The sequence below is a fragment of the uncultured Jannaschia sp. genome, assembly GCF_947494025.1.
Taxonomy (GTDB): Bacteria; Pseudomonadota; Alphaproteobacteria; order Rhodobacterales; family Rhodobacteraceae; genus Jannaschia.
Window position 1 is genome coordinate 116,704 of sequence record NZ_CANLTQ010000007.1, and the last position, 17,520, is coordinate 134,223.

18 protein-coding genes are annotated in these 17,520 nt (G+C 70.6%); 4 read left to right on the forward strand and 14 right to left on the reverse strand.

Annotated elements, in window-relative coordinates:
- Nucleotides 1-39 precede the first annotated feature (39 nt).
- Nucleotides 40-714, reverse strand: a complete 675-nt coding sequence (locus Q1B08_RS11630; protein WP_299818642.1) for an SDR family oxidoreductase — start codon at nt 712-714, stop codon at nt 40-42.
- Between the two features lie 124 nt (nt 715-838).
- On the opposite strand from Q1B08_RS11630, the gene Q1B08_RS11635 reads away from it, so the two are divergent.
- Entirely contained in the window at nt 839-1,423 is a 585-nt protein-coding gene (locus Q1B08_RS11635) for a biotin transporter BioY (RefSeq protein ID WP_299818645.1), read from the forward strand.
- A gap of 267 nt (nt 1,424-1,690) precedes the next feature.
- Here the strand turns inward: Q1B08_RS11635 and purF are convergent, their stop codons facing one another.
- Nucleotides 1,691-3,172, reverse strand: coding sequence for an amidophosphoribosyltransferase (purF, locus tag Q1B08_RS11640; protein ID WP_299818648.1), 1,482 nt, complete (start codon nt 3,170-3,172; stop codon nt 1,691-1,693).
- A 210-nt stretch (nt 3,173-3,382) separates the two neighbouring features.
- On the opposite strand from purF, the gene Q1B08_RS11645 reads away from it, so the two are divergent.
- Nucleotides 3,383-4,024: a VPLPA-CTERM sorting domain-containing protein gene (locus Q1B08_RS11645; protein ID WP_299818651.1), complete on the forward strand. Its 642-nt coding sequence runs from the start codon at nt 3,383-3,385 to the stop codon at nt 4,022-4,024.
- Between the two features lie 109 nt (nt 4,025-4,133).
- Here Q1B08_RS11645 and Q1B08_RS11650 read toward each other — a convergent pair whose 3' ends face one another.
- The 8 genes from Q1B08_RS11650 to pyrC all read right to left on the reverse strand — a co-directional run bounded on the left by Q1B08_RS11650 (nt 4,134) and on the right by pyrC (nt 12,045).
- Nucleotides 4,134-4,724: a CvpA family protein gene (locus Q1B08_RS11650; RefSeq protein ID WP_299818654.1), complete on the reverse strand. Its 591-nt coding sequence runs from the start codon at nt 4,722-4,724 to the stop codon at nt 4,134-4,136.
- 32 nt (nt 4,725-4,756) lie between these two features.
- Nucleotides 4,757-6,124: a DNA repair protein RadA gene (gene radA / locus Q1B08_RS11655; protein WP_299818657.1), complete on the reverse strand. Its 1,368-nt coding sequence runs from the start codon at nt 6,122-6,124 to the stop codon at nt 4,757-4,759.
- A gap of 194 nt (nt 6,125-6,318) precedes the next feature.
- Nucleotides 6,319-6,531 (reverse strand): hypothetical protein, encoded by a 213-nt coding sequence (locus Q1B08_RS11660; protein ID WP_299818660.1) that lies wholly within the window; start codon nt 6,529-6,531, stop codon nt 6,319-6,321.
- A 79-nt stretch (nt 6,532-6,610) separates the two neighbouring features.
- Nucleotides 6,611-7,399, reverse strand: a complete 789-nt coding sequence (locus Q1B08_RS11665) for a DNA repair protein (RefSeq protein ID WP_299818663.1) — start codon at nt 7,397-7,399, stop codon at nt 6,611-6,613.
- A gap of 140 nt (nt 7,400-7,539) precedes the next feature.
- Nucleotides 7,540-8,595 (reverse strand): alanine racemase, encoded by a 1,056-nt coding sequence (gene alr, locus Q1B08_RS11670; RefSeq protein ID WP_299818666.1) that lies wholly within the window; start codon nt 8,593-8,595, stop codon nt 7,540-7,542.
- A 45-nt stretch (nt 8,596-8,640) separates the two neighbouring features.
- A complete protein-coding gene (locus Q1B08_RS11675) occupies nt 8,641-10,104 on the reverse strand; it encodes a replicative DNA helicase (RefSeq protein ID WP_299818729.1) in 1,464 nt (487 codons plus the stop codon).
- 154 nt (nt 10,105-10,258) lie between these two features.
- On the reverse strand, nt 10,259-10,936 hold the full coding sequence (locus Q1B08_RS11680) for an orotate phosphoribosyltransferase (protein WP_299818669.1): 678 nt from the start codon (nt 10,934-10,936) through the stop codon (nt 10,259-10,261).
- 80 nt (nt 10,937-11,016) lie between these two features.
- Complete coding sequence (gene pyrC, locus Q1B08_RS11685; protein ID WP_299818671.1) at nt 11,017-12,045, reverse strand: dihydroorotase; 1,029 nt, start codon at nt 12,043-12,045, stop codon at nt 11,017-11,019.
- A gap of 135 nt (nt 12,046-12,180) precedes the next feature.
- Between pyrC and Q1B08_RS11690 the strand changes: the two genes are divergently transcribed.
- Together Q1B08_RS11690 and Q1B08_RS11695 are read left to right on the forward strand one after the other, a co-directional pair.
- Entirely contained in the window at nt 12,181-12,462 is a 282-nt protein-coding gene (locus Q1B08_RS11690; protein WP_299818674.1) for an antifreeze protein, read from the forward strand.
- A gap of 80 nt (nt 12,463-12,542) precedes the next feature.
- Nucleotides 12,543-13,373, forward strand: a complete 831-nt coding sequence (locus tag Q1B08_RS11695; RefSeq protein ID WP_299818677.1) for a cyclase family protein — start codon at nt 12,543-12,545, stop codon at nt 13,371-13,373.
- A gap of 254 nt (nt 13,374-13,627) precedes the next feature.
- Here the strand turns inward: Q1B08_RS11695 and Q1B08_RS11700 are convergent, their stop codons facing one another.
- The 4 genes from Q1B08_RS11700 to Q1B08_RS11715 all read right to left on the reverse strand — a co-directional run bounded on the left by Q1B08_RS11700 (nt 13,628) and on the right by Q1B08_RS11715 (nt 17,347).
- Nucleotides 13,628-14,410, reverse strand: coding sequence for a TatD family hydrolase (locus Q1B08_RS11700; RefSeq protein WP_299818680.1), 783 nt, complete (start codon nt 14,408-14,410; stop codon nt 13,628-13,630).
- 41 nt (nt 14,411-14,451) lie between these two features.
- Nucleotides 14,452-15,510 carry a DNA polymerase III subunit delta' gene (locus Q1B08_RS11705; protein WP_299818683.1) on the reverse strand — a complete coding sequence of 353 codons (1,059 nt, stop codon included), beginning with the start codon at nt 15,508-15,510 and terminating at the stop codon, nt 14,452-14,454.
- Nucleotides 15,507-16,103: a dTMP kinase gene (gene tmk, locus Q1B08_RS11710; protein ID WP_299818685.1), complete on the reverse strand. Its 597-nt coding sequence runs from the start codon at nt 16,101-16,103 to the stop codon at nt 15,507-15,509. Before tmk ends, Q1B08_RS11705 begins: the two co-directional genes overlap by 4 nt.
- Nucleotides 16,104-16,192: 89 nt before the next feature.
- On the reverse strand, nt 16,193-17,347 hold the full coding sequence (locus Q1B08_RS11715) for a D-alanyl-D-alanine carboxypeptidase family protein (protein ID WP_299818688.1): 1,155 nt from the start codon (nt 17,345-17,347) through the stop codon (nt 16,193-16,195).
- Nucleotides 17,348-17,520: the final 173 nt, after the last annotated feature.

A 17,520-nucleotide genomic window follows, 5' to 3' on the forward strand; every position in this document is an offset into this window, starting at 1 on the left:
GCGCACCGCGTCCCGGTCGCCGCCCCGCCGACAAAGCCGTCAGAGCAGACCCGCCTTGCCCAGAAGCCGCTCCGCCTCCGCCCGGCACGGGGTCAGGGCGGTGCGGTCCTCGCCGGGATGGAAGCGTCCCCGAAGCGCCGTCGGCATCGGGCGCGGCGTCAGCAGGTGGATGCGCGGCGCGTCGGGTGTCGTCGCCTCCGCGCGCCAGGCCTCCACCAGCGCCCGTTGCGCGGCCTTGGTCGCGAGATAGGCCCCTGCGAACTTCGCCGGGCGGTCGTCGTCGAAGAACACCGCATCGCCGCCGTCCGCCGCGCGCAGGAGCGGCGCGACATAGGTCACGAGCCGCTGGAACGCGGTGACGTTCGTGGCAAGCGACGTCGCGAAATCTCGCTCGTCCGCCATCGGCGCGGGCGCCAGCGGCGGCGCATGGATCGCGGCGTGAACCCAGAGCGGAAGCGCGCCCCAGCGGTCGTGGATGCCGCGGCACAGATGCTGCATCGCGCCGGCATCGGTCACGTCCATCGGCGCGAGCGTCGCCTGACCGCCTGCCGCCTGGATGCGGTCGTCGAGTTCCTCGAGCCCGCCCTGGGTGCGCGCGACGGCGACGACATGCCAGCCCGCGCCGCCCAGCCGTTCGGCCATGGCCGCGCCGAGCCCGCGGGAGGCGCCGGTGACGAGCGCCAGCTTCGGCGCGGAGGAGGGATTGTCTGTCATGATCGCCCCGTTGGCACGCCCGCGCCCCGGGTTCAAGATTGACAGACCCCCAGCCGGGACGGATGAAGCGCCGTATCCGATCCGGATGATACCTTCGACAATCCGACAGCTCCAAGGAGACGACATGGCCCCCACGATGACGATGGCCGCAGGCAACCTGACGCCGGCCCGGAAGGCCGCAATGGTCCTCGCCGGGACAGGCGTCCTGACGCTCGCCGCGCAGGTGACGGTGCCCTTTTACCCGGTTCCGATGACGCTGCAGACGCTCGCGGTGCTTTCCATCGGGCTCACCTTCGGTTCGCGGCTCGGGGTGCTGACGGTGCTGGCCTGGTACGGCGAGGCGCTGATGGGCCTGCCGGTGCTCGCGAACTTCAGCAACGGCGCCGCCTTCGCCGGTCCGACCGCGGGGTTCCTCGCAGGGTTCGTGGCGATGGCCTGGCTGGCCGGACGCGCGGTCGAGCGGGGCATCACCGGGCCGGTGAAGCTGTCGCTGGTGACGCTCGCCCTCTCGGCGATGATCTACCTGCCGGGGCTCGCCTGGCCCGCCGGGCTCGCCGCCGCGACGGGCATCGACGCGGGATGGACCGCTCTTTCCGTGCCGGCGATCGTCTCGGCCTTCGCGCTGCCCTTCCTGCTGGCGGATGCGGTGAAGGCGGTGCTGGCCGCGCTGCTGCATTGCGGCTTGGCGCGCCGGCTCGCGCGGCGCTGAACGGGGTCGGGGGCGGGAAGCCCCCGGCTACGCCCCGGCCACCCGCATGGCCGGCTGACAACCGAATCCCCGCGACAATCTCTTGCCCGGCCGCAACGCCGGGCAGCCCCCAGGTGATCCCGGCGCGCCGAAGGCGTGATGCCGGAACGGGGGCAGGGGCTTCACTCCACCCGCGGGCGGCACCGTCTCAGCGATAGAGGCATGACGTTTCGGAACGCGGGGCCGAACGGGTCACGCTGTTCCGGCGACGATTGCCGGCGCGCGCGCCTATTCCGCTGCCTTGAGCTGGAAGCCCTTTTCCATCTGGTCGGCCGGTTCCACCGGATACTCGCCCGAGAAGCAGGCATCGCAATATTGCGGCGCGTCCGGATCCCGGCCCTTCGCCTCCCCCACGGCGCGGTAAAGACCGTCGAGCGTGATGAAGCGGAGCGAGTCGACGCCCAGATGGCTGCGCATCTCCTCCTCCGTCATGGTCGCGGCGAGGAGCTTCTCGCGCTGCGGCGTGTCGACCCCGTAGAAGCAGGGCCAGGCCGTGGGCGGCGAGGCGATGCGGAAATGGACCTCGGCCGCGCCGGCATCGAGGATCATCTCCTTGATCTTCCGGCTCGTCGTGCCGCGCACCACGCTGTCGTCGACGAGGATGATCCGCTTGCCGCGGACCAGCGCCCGGTTGACGTTGAGCTTCAACCGCACGCCCATGTTGCGGATGGATTCCGTCGGCTCGATGAAGGTCCGCCCCATATACTGGTTGCGGATGATTCCCATCGCGTAGGGAATGCCCGACTGGAGGGAGTAGCCGATCGCCGCCGGCGTGCCGGAATCGGGCACCGGGCAGACGAGGTCGGCGTCCACCGGCGCCTCGACCGCGAGCTCCCGCCCGATCGCCTCCCGCGTGGAATAGATCGACCGCCCGCCGAGGATCGAATCGGGGCGGCTGAAATAGACGTGCTCGAAGATGCAGGCGCGCGGGCGCTTCGGCTCGAACGGGCGGTGCGAGGTGAGCTTGTCGTTCTCGATCACCACCATCTCGCCCGGCTCGACCTCGCGCAGGAACTCCGCGCCGATGATGTCGAGCGCGCAGGTCTCGGAGGCGAGCACCCAGCCGCCGCCTTCGGCCGCGTCGATCTGGCCCAGCACCAGCGGCCGCACGCCGAGCGGATCGCGCACGCCCATGAGCTTGGTGCGCGTCATGGCGACGATGGAGAACGCGCCCTCCACCCGGCGCAACGCATCCTTCATCCGCTCGGGGATGCTCTTCTGCAGGCTGCGCGCCATCAGGTGGATGATGCATTCCGAATCCGACGACGACTGGAAGATCGAGCCGCGTTCGATCAACTCCCGGCGAAGCGCGTCGGCGTTGGTGATGTTGCCGTTATGCGCGATCGCCGCGCCGCCCATCGCGAATTCCCCGAAGAAGGGCTGCACGTCGCGGATCGCCGTGGCGCCCTTGGAACCGGAGGTGGAGTAGCGCACATGGCCAATGCCGATCGGGCCGGGCAGGGTGTCCATCACGTCCTGCGTGGTGAAGTTGTCGCGCACGTAGCCGAACCGGCGCACCGAGTTGAACCCGTGTTCGGGGTCGTGGACGACGATGCCTCCGGCCTCCTGACCCCGGTGCTGCAGCGCGTGGAGGCCGAGCGCGGTGAAGTTGGCGGCGGAGGAGACGCCGGTGACGCCGAATACGCCGCATTCCTCGCGGAGCTTGTCGTCGTCGAGCGGATCGAACGGGGTGCTGCGCCAAACGGTCATGGATGCGACGTCCTGTCTATCCGGAAGCGTTGGGCGCAGACATAGTGCCGCGGCGCGGCGATGTCACCGGCCTGTCACGAATGGTGACGGGGATATTAACCAGGCCGTCCGGACGGATCGTTTCCGCACCGGTCGCTAGTCGTTCTCATCAAATCGTATATGTCGGGACGTGCCGGAAGGTTCCGGGGCGATTTGATCAAGAGATTACATATGTTCAGCAATATTACCGGGCTCGTTCTGGGCTCGCTCCTGATGGCCGGCACCGCGTCCGCCGCGACGATGAGCTACACCACCGCAGAGACCAACCCGCAGGTCCGCCTCGTGCTCGACGACGCGGCTGAGGCCGGCTCGGTGCGCTTCTCGCTCTCCGCCGCGCAGGGCTTCGCCGATTTCCTCGGCCTCGGCTTCGACTTCGCGGGGTCGAGCGTCATGCAGAGCATGATCGGGCTCGTGAGCTTCACCTCCACCTCGACCAAGCCGAACGTGCCGAACGTCAAGCTCTTCGGCAACAACACCGGCAGCCAGGGGACGTGCGGAAACGGCTGCAACTTTAACGGCGCGGGCGGCACCGGCGACACCGTGTTCGACTATATCGTCCGCATCGGCGAGCAGGGCGGCGGCAAGAACAACGTCGCGAGCGTCGTCTTCGACATCGCCGGCGTCGATCTGGCCGACTTCTCGAACTTCGCCGTCCGCGCGCAGGAGACGAGCAACGGCGACAGCATCAAGTACGGCCTGAACCCCGACACACCGGCACCCTCGCCGGTGCCGCTTCCGGCCGCGGGGCTGGGTCTCGTGACCGGGCTCGGCGCCCTGGCCGCGCTGCGCCGCCGCAAGCGCGCCGCGGCCTGATCGACACCGTTCACGACGAAAGGCCCGGTTCGTCGCCGGGCCTTTCCGCCGGGGATTTGTTCCGTGCAAGATCGTACTGCCAAAGGCTGGCGGGGCCGCCCGGACCGCCTCAGCCCGGTGGCAGGGTCGCCTCCGCCGATGCGGCGGGCGCACCGCAATCGCCGACCAGCGCTTCGTAGCGGGTCAGGATCCAGCCCGGCGCGTCGGCGGGAATCTGCGCCTCGATCCGGGCCTTGCCGCGCGCGAAGACATTGGCGGACCGGCTGTTCTCGACCACCGGCATGCCCTGTCCGACGGTGACCCGGTCGTAAACCACGAAGGCCACCGCGACGAGGATCAACCCGCGCAGCACGCCGAACAGGAAGCCGAGCCCCTGATCGACGGGACCGAGAACGGAACCGCGCACGGCCCCCGACAGGAGCGGGGTGAAGAAGCTCACGACGACGAGGGACAGGGCGAAGACGACGGCGAAGGCGGCCAGCACGGCAAGTTCGCAGCTCTCGCCCAGAATGTCGCCGAGATAGGGGATTTCCTTCACCAGCGGCTCCGCCGCGCCGGCGAAGGTGAAGGCCAGGATCGCCGCGGCGACCCAACCCAGGATCGCCATCAGCTCGCGCACCAGCCCGCGCGAATAGGCCAGGATCGCGGAGATCACGATCACGGCCGCGACCACGCCGTCCACGATGGTGAAACCGTCCATGTCCGTCCTCGTCCGGGATGCCTCGTGCCGCGTCAGCCCGCGCCGAAGACTTCACCCACCAGCGTCTGCAGATCGGGCAGCAGGCGCAGCTTCATGCCACCCGCATCCCCGGTCTTGCAGCCCTTCGGGGCCATCGCGGCGGTAAAACCAAGTTTGGCGGCTTCTTTCAACCGGTTTTCGGCCTGGGCCACCGGGCGCAGCGCCCCCGAAAGCGACAGCTCGCCGAAGATCACGGTATCGGGCGGCACGCCCGAGTCCTCCCGCGCCGACAGGAGCGCGCAGGCCACGGCGAGATCCGCCGCGGGTTCGCTCACCCGGATGCCGCCAGCCACGTTGAGGTAGACGTCGAGCCCGCCGAAGCCGATCCCGGTGCGCGCCTCCAGAACGGCCAGGATCATCGACAGCCGCCCCCCGTCCCAACCGACCACGGCACGGCGGGGCTGCGCGAGGCCAGACGGCGCGACGAGGGCCTGTATCTCCACGAGAAGCGGCCGCGTCCCCTCGATCCCGGCGAAGACGACCGAACCCGGCGCGGGGCTTTCCCGGTCGCCGAGGAACAGGGCCGAGGGATTCGCCACCTCGGCGAGCCCGCCGCCGGTCATCTCGAACACGCCGATCTCGTCGGCCGGGCCGAAGCGGTTCTTGACGGCGCGCAGGATGCGGAACTGGTGCCCGCGCTCGCCCTCGAAATAAAGAACGGTGTCCACCATGTGCTCCACCACGCGGGGGCCCGCGATCTGCCCTTCCTTGGTGACGTGACCCACGAGGATGACGGAGGTGCCGCGCCGCTTGGCGAAGGTGGTGAGTTCGTGCGCGCTGGCGCGGACCTGCGCGACCGATCCCGGCGCGCTCTCGACCGTGTCCACCCACATCGTCTGGATCGAGTCGATCACGACGAGGTCGGGCGCCTCCGCCTCGAGCGTGGTGATCACGTCGCGCAGGTTCGTCTCCGCCGCGAGCCGGACGGCCGAGCGGCCGAGGCCCAGCCGCTGCGCACGCATCCGCACCTGCGCCGTCGCCTCCTCGCCCGAGACGTAGACGACCTTGTGGCCGGCCCCCGCGAAGGCCGCGGCGGCCTGCAGGAGCAGGGTGGATTTGCCGATCCCCGGATCGCCGCCCACCAGCGTGGCGGACGCGGGGACGAGCCCGCCGCCCAGCACCCGGTCGAGCTCGTCCATGCCCGACAGCGTGCGCGGCGGCGGCGTCTCCTCCGTGGCGAGATCGGTCAGCGCCATGCGCCGCCCCTTCGCTCCGCCGAGCGCGCGCTTCGACGGGCCGGAGGCGAGGGGCACCTCCTCCTGGATGGTGTTCCACGCGCCGCAGGCATCGCAACGCCCGGTCCATTTCTTGTGGACGGCGCCGCATTCGGAACAGACGAATTGGGTGACGGGTTTGGCCATGTTCCCGATTTGGTCACGTTTGCCCCGGAGGGCAAGGCGTCAGGCGCCGGAGCCGGGCAGATACGAGACGGACCTCGCCGAGGCAGGGCCCGTGTTCCGAACGGGCTTGTCCGTCACGCAGCCGTGCGACGGCGCACGGAGCCCAGGACGCCCGGGCCGGCCGGAAGCGGCACGGGGGACGGGTCCGACCCGACCTAGATGCTGGACACGTCGAAGGCTCGCGACCGGGAGAGGGTTGTCGTGTCGACGAAGCGCGGCGTGTCGTGGATGCCGTCGAGGGCGAACGCGAAGCCCTCGCCCTGCGCTCCCACGCTGGCGATTGCGGTGAGCGTCTCGAAAAGGCCGTTGCAACCCCCGGAGATCGTGCCTGGATAGACGACGACGTCGTTGACCGTAACTTTCACCACGACGAGCCCGCCGGTGAAGGGCTGGCCGAAGCCGGCAAACGTGCCGTCCGTTCCCCGGCGGGGGAAACGCGCGGCGCGTTCATTCCGCCGGTGTCGCCGCCGTATCCCGACCCGGGTCGCGGCGGTTGCGGGGCAAGCCGATGACCTTGCGCTTGCGGTCCGGCCCCGTCAGCCCGAGCGAGTCGGTGATCTCGCCCAGATCCCGGCGCAGACGGTCGAGCTGTTGCTCGGCCAGCGCCTCCTCGATATCGACGGCGTGGGTCCACCGCTTGATCTCGGCCACGTTGACCTGCGCCAAGACGATCCGCTGGCGGTATTCCTCGACCTCGTGCTGGCGCTGCCGAAGGAACTCGCGCGCGCGCTCGACCTTTTCGCGACCGTAGACCTGCGCGAGGTCGCGGCTTTCCACCGACATCTGCGCGGCGACCTGAAGCACGTCGGGCTCGAGCTCGGCGAGATCGGGATGGGCGCGCATCCATTCGATCCGGTCGCGCATCGCGTCGAACTCCCGGCTCAGCCCGAACGCGCCCTCGCGGTCGGCGGCGTGAACCAGGGCGTAGGCGCGGGTCACGTCGTCCATCGACATCCTGAAGTCGCGGTTCGTAAGCTCCAGCCGCCGCACGCGTCCGACCGAGGGCAGGTAGCCCAGCAGCACGAGGACGAAGCCGGTCAGCGCGATCTGCACGAACATGCCGGCCCGTGGCACGGGCGTGCCGCCCACCGAAAGGGCGAGCTCGGGCCACGGCAGGAGCCCCGCCGCCGCACCGGCGGTGAGGACCGACAGGCCAAGAGCCGTGGCGACGAGCAGGGCCGTCGTGACCTGCTGCAGGAGGCTCGTCGCGAGGTCGAGCGAACGGGGCGGGATCATGCGCGGGCGTCCTTCCGGCCGGAGGGACGAAGCGGCCGCGGGATGCGGGGCGTGGCGGGACAGGGATCGGCGAACATGGCACGTGCTCCGGGCAAAGCGTGATCTGCCGGAAGTAGACGTGCACAATTGTTTATATAGCGCTAACCGATCGGGCGCAGGCCGCGGTATTTGCGCTCGTATCGCGCGCCGAGCGCGGTCAGCATCTCGTAGCCGATCGTTCCCGCCGCCCCGGCGAGCCCGTCCACGCCCCGATGCGCGTCGAGCAGAGTCAGACGGTCCGGATCGGCGTCGAGATGGCCGATATCGATCGTGAGCGTGTCCATCGACACCCGTCCGACGACCGGGCAGGGCACGGGGCCGGCCATGACCTCGAGGCCCGGCTGCAGCGCCCGCAATAGTCCGTCGCCATAGCCCCCCGCGACCGTGGCGATCCGCGTCGGCGCGGGCGCGGTCCAGGCGGCGTTGTAGCCCACGCTTTCGCCCGCCTCGACGTCGAAGCAGGCGATCACCGGCAGGTCGAGCGCCACGACCGGTTCGGCCCGGGCGAAGGGAAGCCCGCCGTAAAGGCCGATCCCCGGCCGCGTCATGTCGAAATGGTAGTCCGGACCGAGAAGCGTGCCGCCGGTCGCGGCGAGGCTGCGCGGCACGTCGATCCCGTCGGTCATCTCGTGGAAGCGCGCAAGCTGCGCCGCATTGCGCGTGCAATCCGGATCCTCGGCGTCGGAAAGATGCGACATGACGAGGACCGGGCCGGCGGCGAGCGTGATCTCGGCCACCGCGGCCCATTCCGCCATCTTCAGTCCGAGCCGGTTCATGCCGGTGTCGAGTTGGATCCCGAAGGGATGCCGCGGCAGCGACTCGAGATGCCGGGTCAGCTGCGCGATCGAGGACAGCATCGGCACGAGGCCGGCGTTCCCGATCGTGGCCGTGTCGCCCGCCATGTGGCCATAGAAGACGTGGATCCGGGGCTCCGGCCCGAGGGCGCGGCGCAGATCCAGCCCCTCGGCGGCACTCGCCGTGAAATAGGCGCGGCACCCCGCCTCGGAAAGCCGCCGCGCCACCTGCGTCAGCCCGAGCCCGTAGCCGTCCGCCTTGACGCAGGCCCCGGTCTCGCAGGTCGCTCCGGACATCGCGTCGAGCGCGCGCCAGTTCGCGGCGATCGCCTCGAGATCGATATGGAGTGTTCCGGTGGCCATGTCGGGGCCCTGATGCGGTCGGAGGGCGGGGGGCGTCAAGCGCCGTCAGCCACGTTCCTGCCAGGGCCGGGCGAGGTCGGAGAAGCGGGTGAAGCGGCCCTCGAAGGCAAGCTCGACCGTGCCGATGGGGCCGTGGCGCTGTTTGCCGATGACGACCTCGGCCTTGCCGTGCACCGCCTCCATCGCGGCCTGCCATTCGGCCATCTTGTCGAGCTGGTGGTCACCCGGCTTTTCGCGTTCCTTGTAGTATTCCTCGCGGTAGACGAACATCACCACGTCGGCGTCCTGCTCGATCGAGCCGGATTCCCGCAGGTCCGAAAGCTGCGGGCGCTTGTCCTCGCGGCTTTCCACCTGGCGGGAGAGCTGGGAAAGCGCGATGACGGGGATGTCGAGCTCCTTGGCGATGGCCTTCAGGCCCTGCGTGATCGCGGAGACCTCGTTCACCCGGTTGTCGCCGCTGCCCGGCGCGCGGACGAGCTGCAGGTAGTCCACGATCAGGAGGTCGAGCCCGTGGACCCGCTTCTGCCGCCGGGCGCGGGCGGCCAGCTGCGCGATGGGCAGGGCGGGCGTGTCGTCGATATAGAGCGGGCATTTCTCCAGCGCTTTGGCCGCCTCGACGAAGCGGCGGAACTCGGCCTCGGTCATGTCGCCCTTGCGGATCTGCTCGCTGGGCACCTCCGCAGCTTCCGAGAGCACACGCGCGGCAAGCTGCTCGGCGGACATCTCGAGCGAGTAGAAGCCCACCACGCCCCCCTCGGCGGCACCGTCGCGCCCGTCATAGGTCTTGCCCTCGCGGAACGCCTTGGCGACGTTGAAGGCGATGTTTGTGGCGAGCGAGGTCTTCCCCATGGAGGGACGCCCGGCGAGGATCAGCAGGTCCGAGCGGTGCAGCCCGCCGAGCTTGCGGTCGAGATCGACGAGCCCCGTGGAGATGCCGGCCAGCCCGCCGTCGCGCTGATAGGCGGCGTTGGCCACGTCCACCGCCTGGCGGATGGCCGACAGGAAGGACTGGAAGCCCGACTCGGTCTTGCCCTGTTCGGCCAGCGCGTAGAGCTTCGCCTCGGCCGCGACGATCTGGTCGGTGGGCTCCAGCTCCACGTTCACGTCGCTCGCCTGCGCGGCGATGTCGTGGCCGAGGGCCATCAGCTCCCGCCGGATGGCGAGGTCGTAGATCATCTGCGCGTAGTCCTTCACCGCGTATGCGGCGACGGCGGAGGCGGCGAGCGTGACGAGGTAGGACGGGCCGCCCAGGGCCTTCAGCCCCTCGTCGTGTTCGAGAAAGGTCTTGAGCGTGACCGGCGAGGCGAGCGCCCGCTTCTGGATCTGCGCCGCGCAGATCTCGAAGATGCGGGCATGGACGGGGTCGTAGAAATGCTCCCGCCGCACGACGGAGGCGGCACGGTCGTAGAGGTCGTTGTCCGACAGGAGCGCGCCCAGAAGCTGCTGCTCGGCCTCGATATTATGGGGCAGCTGCGGCGTGGCCTCGCCGGCCGGTCCGACCTGATCCATGCGAATGAACGTGTTCATCTCTGCCCCGCTGCCCGTTTCTGCCCGTTTGCGCGTCATACGCCTCGGGTCGCGGTCAAACAACGGGGGCGGCCTGTGGAAATCTCGCCGCGCGCGAAGGTCGCATCGGAACCCATTGACATCGCATCGGCGGGTTTCAGCCTTTCCGCGCGTCCTGCCACGCGCGGGGATCGTGCAGGAAATCCTCGACGCCGGCCAGCGTTTCCGCGTCGAAATGCCCCTGCGCCCTGGCTTCGGCCAGCACGTCCCACCAGGTGCACAAGCTGTGCAGCGCGACGCCGTGATCGCCGAGCGTGCGGGTGATCTCGGGAAAGATGCCGTAGCTGAAGATCACCGCCGTATGCGCGCAGGTGGCGCCCGTCTCGCGGATCGCGTCCACGAAGGAAAGCTTGGAGCCGCCATCCGTGGTCATGTCTTCCACCAGCAGCACCCGCTCCCCCGCCGCCATGTTTCCCTCGATCCGGGCGTTGCGGCCGTAGCCCTTGGGCTTCTTGCGCACGTAGCTCATCGGCAGGGCCAGCCGCTCGGCCATGAACGCGGCGAAGGGGATGCCCGCCGTCTCGCCGCCGGCGACGTTGTCGAACGCCTCGAACCCCGCCTCGCGCATCACGGTGACGGCGAGGAAGTCCATCAGCGTCGCGCGGAGCCGGGGATAGGAGATCAGCTTGCGGCAATCGATATAGGTCGGGGAGGGCAGGCCGGAGGCGAGCGTGAAGGGCGCGCGCGCGTTGAAATGCACGGCCCGCACCTCGAGAAGGGCACGGGCGGCGAGGCGGGCGATCTCCTCCGCGGGGGGGTGGCTGGTGGGAATCATCGGCGGCCTCCTCGGTTTCCGCAGGGGGGATAACGTTTCCTAAATACGGTTCACGTCCTGTTCACCCGGTCAACGATCCGTCAACCTTCGCGCGCCTCGACCCGCCAGCGGAGCGGCCAGCCGGGATCGAAGAGCGTCACCTGATGGCCGTGCCCCGCGATCCGTTCGGGCCAGGCCGCCGGCTCGCCCCGGACCAGCGTCACCGTGTCCTCGTTCGGCGCGAGCCCGTAATGCGCGGGGCCGTTGAGCGCGGCGAAGGCCTCCATCCGGTCGAGCGCGTCCTCCTCCTCGAAGACCTGCGCGTAGAGGGGCAGGGCGTGGGGCGCGGTGAAGCACCCGGCGGCGCAACAGCCGGCTTCCTTGGCGTGCAGCGGATGCGGCGCGGAATCGGTGCCGAGGAAGAACGATCCCGGCCCGGAGGTCGCGGCGGCGCGGAGCGCCTCCTGATGCGTCCGCCGCTTCAGGATCGGCAGGCAGTAGAAATGCGGCCGCATCCCGCCTGCGAGCATGTCGTTGCGATTCGAGGCGAGGTGCTGCGCGGTGATCGTGGCGCCGACGCCCGGATGCGCGCGCACCCACTCCACCGCGTCCTTCGTGGTGACGTGTTCGAGCGTCAGCTTCAGCCCCGGATGCGCGGCGCGCAGCGGCGTCAGCACGCGGTCGAGGAACGCGGCCTCCCGGTCGAAGATGTCGACCGACGCCTCCGTCACCTCGCCGTGGAGGCAGAGCGGCACGCCGGCTTCCTCCATCGCGGCGAGGACGGGGCGCACGGCTTCGATGTCGCGCACGCCCGAGGCGGAGTTCGTCGTGGCCCCGGCGGGGTAGAGCTTCACCGCGTGGATCACGCCCTCCGCGTGGGCGCGCACCAGATCGGCCGGATCGGTTCCCTCCGTCAGGTAGAGCGTCATCAACGGCCGCGCGAACCCCGCCGCGACGATCCGGTCGCGATAGGCGCGGGCGTCGTCGCCGGTCGCCACGGGCGGCACGAGGTTCGGCATGATGACGGCGCGGCCGAAATCGCGGCTTTCGGGGGCGACGAGGCGCAGCATGTCGCCGTCGCGCAGGTGCAGGTGCCAGTCGTCGGGGCGGCGGATCGTGAGGCGTTCCATGGCGGAGAGAGGTATCGGGGCCGCGTCCGCTTGACCAGAGCCCGCGCGTTGAACCGGATGCTGCGCCGCAGCGTTCCTCTTGTCGCGGGGCGCGCGATCGCCTTGAGTGCCCGAACCGACGGTTGGAGAGAGAGAATGATGGAATTGATGCGCCTGCAGATGCGGACCGCCCAGATGCTGATCGAGGCGCAGACCGTGATCGGGCTCCGAATGATGGGCATGGCCGGTGTCATGACCGCCGCGCCCGGCGAGAATACCCGCATGGTGACCGAGAAGCAGACCGCCTTCGCCCAGTCCGGGATCGCGGCGATGGGCGCGCTCATGGCGGGCAAGACCCCGGCGCAGGCCTATGGCCTGGCGCTGACGCCCATCGGGCAGGCGACGCGCGCCAATTCACGCCGCCTGTCGCGCCGCTGACGGCGTTCGCCCGACCGGCGGCTTGACAGAACGGCCGGCCCGCCCCCAGCCTGCCTCAACTGAATGGGAGGGGGCGTGCCATGTGCGACATCTGCGTGATGAACCGGGTCCGGGAGCGGATGCTCGCCGAGCGGGGGCCGAGCCGCCGCGACCTGATGCGCGGCGCGCTTGCCGTGGGCGCGGCGGGCCTCGCCACCGGGGCGATGACCGCTCCGGCCCGCGCGCAGGCCGGGATCGCCGTCCATGACATGACCCACACCCTGTCGGAGGACTTTCCGACCTTTCCCGGCGTGCCGGGCTTCGCGATGACGAAGAAGTACGACTTCGCCGCCGACGGCTACAACCTCTACGATCTGACCATCGACGAGCATACCGGCACCCATATCGACGCGCCGCTGCATTTCTCCGAGGACGGCCAGTCGGTGGACGAGTTGCCGGTGGCGAGCCTCGTATGCCCGCTCTGCGTGATCGACATCCGGGAGAAGGCGGCGGCGGATCCGGACGCGCAGGTCACGCCGGACGATCTCGAAGCCTGGATCGCGGCCAACGGCGAGTTTCCCGACCGCGCCTGCGTGGCGATGCTGTCGGGCTGGGCGGAGAAGGTCGACGGCGACGGCTTCCGCAACGCCGATGCCGACGGGGTGATGCATTTCCCTGGCTTCCACCCGGAGGCGACGGACATGCTGCTGCAAAGCCTCGCCGGGGCGATCGCGGTGGATACGCTGTCGCTCGATCACGGGCCGTCGCAGGATTTCGCGACGCACTACGCCTGGCTTCCCGCCGGGCGCTACGGGATCGAATGCGTGGCCGGGCTCGACGCCGTGCCGGCCGCCGGCGCCACCCTCGTCGTCGGGGCGCCCAAGCACCGCCGTGGCACCGGCGGGCCGGCGCGCATCTTCGCGATGGTCTGAGGAACGCGGCCCGTGGCGCGGGTCGCGTTCACCCATCGCTACATCGTGCCGCCCGGGGCGATCCGGGGGATCGCGACGGATTGCGACCCGGTGGCCCAGTTCTGCGCTTCGAAGATCTGCCCGACGGGCAGGTCCGCGCGATGGGGGCACGACCTCCACGTCCTGTTCGACGGGGGCGGGAGATCGCCACCGGCATCGCGGCCGCACGCGGCGTCCGCAGGGCGAACCCGTGCCGGGGGGACTGGCGTCCGCGATCAGGCGGCCCTGGTGAAAAGCCGCTCGAAATTCGCCTCCGTCGCGGCGGCGAAATCGGCGTAGTCCATGCCGAACACCTCCGCGCCCTTTCGCGCCGTATGGGCGGCGAAGGCCGGTTCGTTGCGCTTTCCCCGGTGCGGCGGCGGCGCCAGATAGGGCGCGTCCGTCTCCACGAGGATGCGCTCGAGCGGGGCGGCCGCGAAGATGTCGCGCAGTTCGCCCGACCGCGGAAAGGCCGCGATCCCCGACATCGAGAGGTAGAAGCCCAGATCGAGCGCGGCCTCGGCCAGCGCGCGACCGGAGCTGAAGCAATGCATGACGCAAGAATAGGGCCCGGCCCGATGTTCCTCGCCCAGGATGCGCGCCATGTCGTCGTCGGCGTCCCGCGCATGGACGATGAGGGGCAGGCCGGTCCGCCGCGCCGCTTCGACGTGGATGCGCAGGCTTTCCTGCTGCACGGCCATGGTGTCGGCGGTATAGTGGTAGTCGAGCCCGGTCTCCCCGATCCCCACCATCCGGGGATGCTCGGCCAGCGCGCAGAGCTCCTCGACCGAGGCCATCGGCTCCTCCGCGGCGCTCATCGGGTGGGTGCCGGCGGCCCAGAACACGCCCTCGAGCGTTTCCGACAGGGCGCGGATCGCGGGCGCCGCGCGCAGCCTGGTGCAGATCGTGACCATCCGGTGCACCCCGGCCCCGGCGGCGCGGGCGCGGATCGCGGGCAGCTCATCGGCGAATTGCGGGAAGTCGAGATGACAGTGGCTGTCGGTGATGCGAGGCTCCATGCCGCGCGGGGTAGCGGGCGGGACCAGGGCGCGCAAGCCGATCAGACGCGGCGTGCCTGCGCCTCGATCCGGGCAAGCGCGTCCCAGACCATCGCGGCCGCGTCCACGTTCACCGCGCGGGCATGGGCGACGCGGTCCGACACGTCCTGGGACAGCTGCGCCCAACCGCGCGCCGCCGCGTCGTGGGGCGCGAGCCGGCGCAGCACGCGGGCCTCCGCCTCCGGCGCATCCTCGGGCGGACCGAGCAGCCCGGCCCGCGCCGCGCGGTGCAGCAGCCGGTCGATCGCCGCAAGCGTCGCGTCGAGCGCCTCCGTCCCCGCCCGTCCGGCGCAGGCATCCGCCATGGCGCGTGCCCGGCGCCGGTCCATCGGGCCGCCCGAGAAAAGATCGAGCAGCGCCTCGTAGACGGCCGCGCCGCCCTCGGCGAGCGCCAGCGCCGCGCCGACCGAGCCTTCCGCCAGCGCCGAGGCCGCGGCGGCCGGCGCGCCCGCCTGCACCACCGCCGCCTCCAGATCCGCGGGCCCGAGCGGCGCGAGGCGGAGCACCCGGCAGCGCGAGCGGATCGTCGGCAAGAGCCGCGCCGGCTGATGCGCGACGAGAAGGAGCGTCGCGCCGGCGGGCGGCTCCTCGAGCACTTTCAGGATCGCGTTGGCCGCGTTGCGGTTCAGGTCGTCCGCCGCATCGACGATCACCACGCGCCGGCCCTGCGACGAGAGCGCGAAGAACCCGCCGAGCCGGCGCGCCTCCTCCACCGTGATCTCGGCGCGAAGCCGCTTGGCCTTTTCGTCCCAGGGCCGGCGCAGAAGCATCAGGCCCGGATCCGACAGCGCCCGGATCCGGGCGAGGGCGGAATGGCCGGGCGGGGGATCGAGACTGCCGGCCCGCGCCGGCGGTTCGGCGAGCAGGAACCGCGCGATGCGCCAGGCGAACGTCGCCTTGCCCACGCCCCGCGGTCCGGTCAGCAGCCAGCCGTGATGCAGCCGCCCGGTGTTCCATGCGTCGAGGAACGCCGCCTCCGCCATGGCCTGCCCGAAGAGTCGCGGCGTTTCCCGCGGGTGCGGGGCGTCGAGCAGGCGATCGGGCTCGATCGCCTCGCTCACAGGGCGGCCTCGATACGCGCGGCCACGGCGTCCGCGTCGCCCGCGCCGTCGATCACGCGGATGCGTTCGGGGAAGTCCTTCGCCAGCGCGAGGAACCCGGCGCGAAGCGTTTCCTGAAAGGCGAGGCCGAACCCCTCGAACCGATCCTCGCCCGAACCGCGCGCGAGTCCGCGATCGAGCGCCGCGCGCGGGTCCATGTCGATCACGAAGGTCCGGTCCGGCTCCTGCCCGATCACGAGCGCATGCAGCCGGTCCACGAGGTCGCGCAGGTCGCCGCGCGTCGCGCCCTGATAGACGCGCGTGGAATCAGCGAAACGGTCGGAGACGACCCAGGCGCCCCGCGCGAGCGCCGGGCGGATCGTCCGCTCCAGATGGTCGCGCCGCGCCGCGTTGAAGAGGAGGAGCTCGGTTTCCGGCGACCAGCGGTCGGTCTCGCCCTCGACCAGAAGCCGCCGGACCGCCTCCGCCCCTGCGCTGCCGCCCGGCTCGCGGGTGAGCACGACCTCGCGCCCGCGCGCCCGCAGCGTTTCGGCGAGACGCCGCGCCTGCGTGGACTTGCCGGAACCGTCGATGCCTTCGAGGGAAATGAACATGAGCGCAGCCCTAGCACCGGGGAGGCGGGAGGCAAACGCCCGGCGCGTTCGTCCTTGCCTCTCCGATATCCCCGCCGCGCGCGGCGCCCCTACTCGAAGCGCGCCAGCGCGGAGCCCAGAAGCTCGCCCGCGACCCGCGTGCCGGCGATCTGGACGCGCCGCAGCGGTCCCGCGCGGGGCACGTCGGCCCCGGCGACGAGCGGCACGTCCAGCGACGCGATCCCCGGATGGCTCAGCGTCAGCGTGGCGAGCCGCGTGCCTGCCGCGACCGGCGCCTCCACGGGGCCGTCATAGGCGATCTCGCCCGTCACCGTCTGTCGTCCCGTGACCGGCAAAAGCAGCGTCACGTCGCCCTCGGGGACGAGCGGCACGCTGTCGCGCTCGCCCATGAAGACCCGCGCCTCCATCACCGGGCCGTCCTGCAGCACGCGCTCCTCCGCGAATTGCCGGAACGCCCAGTTCGCGAGGCGCTCGCTCTCCTCGGCGCGGGCCGCCTCGCTCTCCATTCCCGACAACACGAAGGTCACGCGCCGGTCGCCCTGCACGGCGGAGCCGACGAGACCGTAGCCCGCCTCCTGCGTGTGGCCGGTCTTCAGCCCGTCCGCGCCGATGCCGAGCGTCAGGAGCGGGTTGCGGTTGAAGCGATTCGCGGGCGAGCGGCCGTCGAAATCGAACTCGGTTTCCGCGAAGTAGGTGTAGTATTGCGGAAACTCGGTGATCAGCCGTTCGGCCAGGATCGCGAGGTCGGACATCGACATGACGTGGCCCGGGGCCGGCCAGCCGTTCGAGTTGCGGAACATCGAGTTCCGCATGCCGAGCTCGCGCGCCCGCTCCGACATCATCTGCGAGAAGCCGGCCTCGGTCCCGTCGGGGGAGATCGCCTCGGCCAGCACGGCGGTCGCGTCGTTGCCCGACAGGACCACCACGCCGCGGATCAGATCCTCCACCGACACCCGGTCGCGCGGGTCGAGGAACATCGTCGAGCCGCCGTAGCTCGCCGCGTGCTCGCTCACCGGCAGTTCGGTGTCGAGCGTGAGCCGGCCGTCCTCCAGCGCCTCGAACACCATGTTGAGCGTCATCAGCTTGGACATGGAGGCGGGCGGAAGCGGCACGTCGGCGTTCTTCGACAGAAGCACCTGACCGGTGTTGTGGTCGACCACGATGGCGGAGCCGGCCTGCGTCTGGAATTCCTGCGCCAGGGTCGGCTGCGCGAGGAGCAGGGCGGCGATCAGCGGGCGAAGCATGGGCGGCGGCCTCCGGATTCGGTCTTGGGTCAAAACGCGTATAAACAAGCGATACGCAGGGGCAAAGCATGCGTCGGTGCACGATGGCGTGGGATGCGCGCTTCCGGGATGCGCCCGGGGGACATGCGTCGTGTTCTCGGGCCTCGTCCGGGCGCGGCGCCGGCGTCGCGGTC

Excerpts from the sequence above, each read along its gene's own strand:
- Q1B08_RS11630 (WP_299818642.1), bottom strand. The coding sequence starts at position 714 with ATGACAGACAATCCCTCCTCCGCGCCGAAGCTGGCGCTCGTCACCGGC.
- Q1B08_RS11635 (WP_299818645.1), top strand. The coding sequence starts at position 839 with ATGGCCCCCACGATGACGATGGCCGCAGGCAACCTGACGCCGGCCCGG.
- purF (WP_299818648.1), bottom strand. The coding sequence starts at position 3,172 with ATGACCGTTTGGCGCAGCACCCCGTTCGATCCGCTCGACGACGACAAG.
- Q1B08_RS11645 (WP_299818651.1), top strand. The coding sequence starts at position 3,383 with ATGTTCAGCAATATTACCGGGCTCGTTCTGGGCTCGCTCCTGATGGCC.
- Q1B08_RS11650 (WP_299818654.1), bottom strand. The coding sequence starts at position 4,724 with ATGGACGGTTTCACCATCGTGGACGGCGTGGTCGCGGCCGTGATCGTG.
- radA (WP_299818657.1), bottom strand. The coding sequence starts at position 6,124 with ATGGCCAAACCCGTCACCCAATTCGTCTGTTCCGAATGCGGCGCCGTC.
- Q1B08_RS11665 (WP_299818663.1), bottom strand. The coding sequence starts at position 7,399 with ATGATCCCGCCCCGTTCGCTCGACCTCGCGACGAGCCTCCTGCAGCAG.
- alr (WP_299818666.1), bottom strand. The coding sequence starts at position 8,595 with ATGGCCACCGGAACACTCCATATCGATCTCGAGGCGATCGCCGCGAAC.
- Q1B08_RS11675 (WP_299818729.1), bottom strand. The coding sequence starts at position 10,104 with ATGGATCAGGTCGGACCGGCCGGCGAGGCCACGCCGCAGCTGCCCCAT.
- Q1B08_RS11680 (WP_299818669.1), bottom strand. The coding sequence starts at position 10,936 with ATGATTCCCACCAGCCACCCCCCCGCGGAGGAGATCGCCCGCCTCGCC.
- pyrC (WP_299818671.1), bottom strand. The coding sequence starts at position 12,045 with ATGGAACGCCTCACGATCCGCCGCCCCGACGACTGGCACCTGCACCTG.
- Q1B08_RS11690 (WP_299818674.1), top strand. The coding sequence starts at position 12,181 with ATGATGGAATTGATGCGCCTGCAGATGCGGACCGCCCAGATGCTGATC.
- Q1B08_RS11695 (WP_299818677.1), top strand. The coding sequence starts at position 12,543 with ATGTGCGACATCTGCGTGATGAACCGGGTCCGGGAGCGGATGCTCGCC.
- Q1B08_RS11700 (WP_299818680.1), bottom strand. The coding sequence starts at position 14,410 with ATGGAGCCTCGCATCACCGACAGCCACTGTCATCTCGACTTCCCGCAA.
- tmk (WP_299818685.1), bottom strand. The coding sequence starts at position 16,103 with ATGTTCATTTCCCTCGAAGGCATCGACGGTTCCGGCAAGTCCACGCAG.
- Q1B08_RS11715 (WP_299818688.1), bottom strand. The coding sequence starts at position 17,347 with ATGCTTCGCCCGCTGATCGCCGCCCTGCTCCTCGCGCAGCCGACCCTG.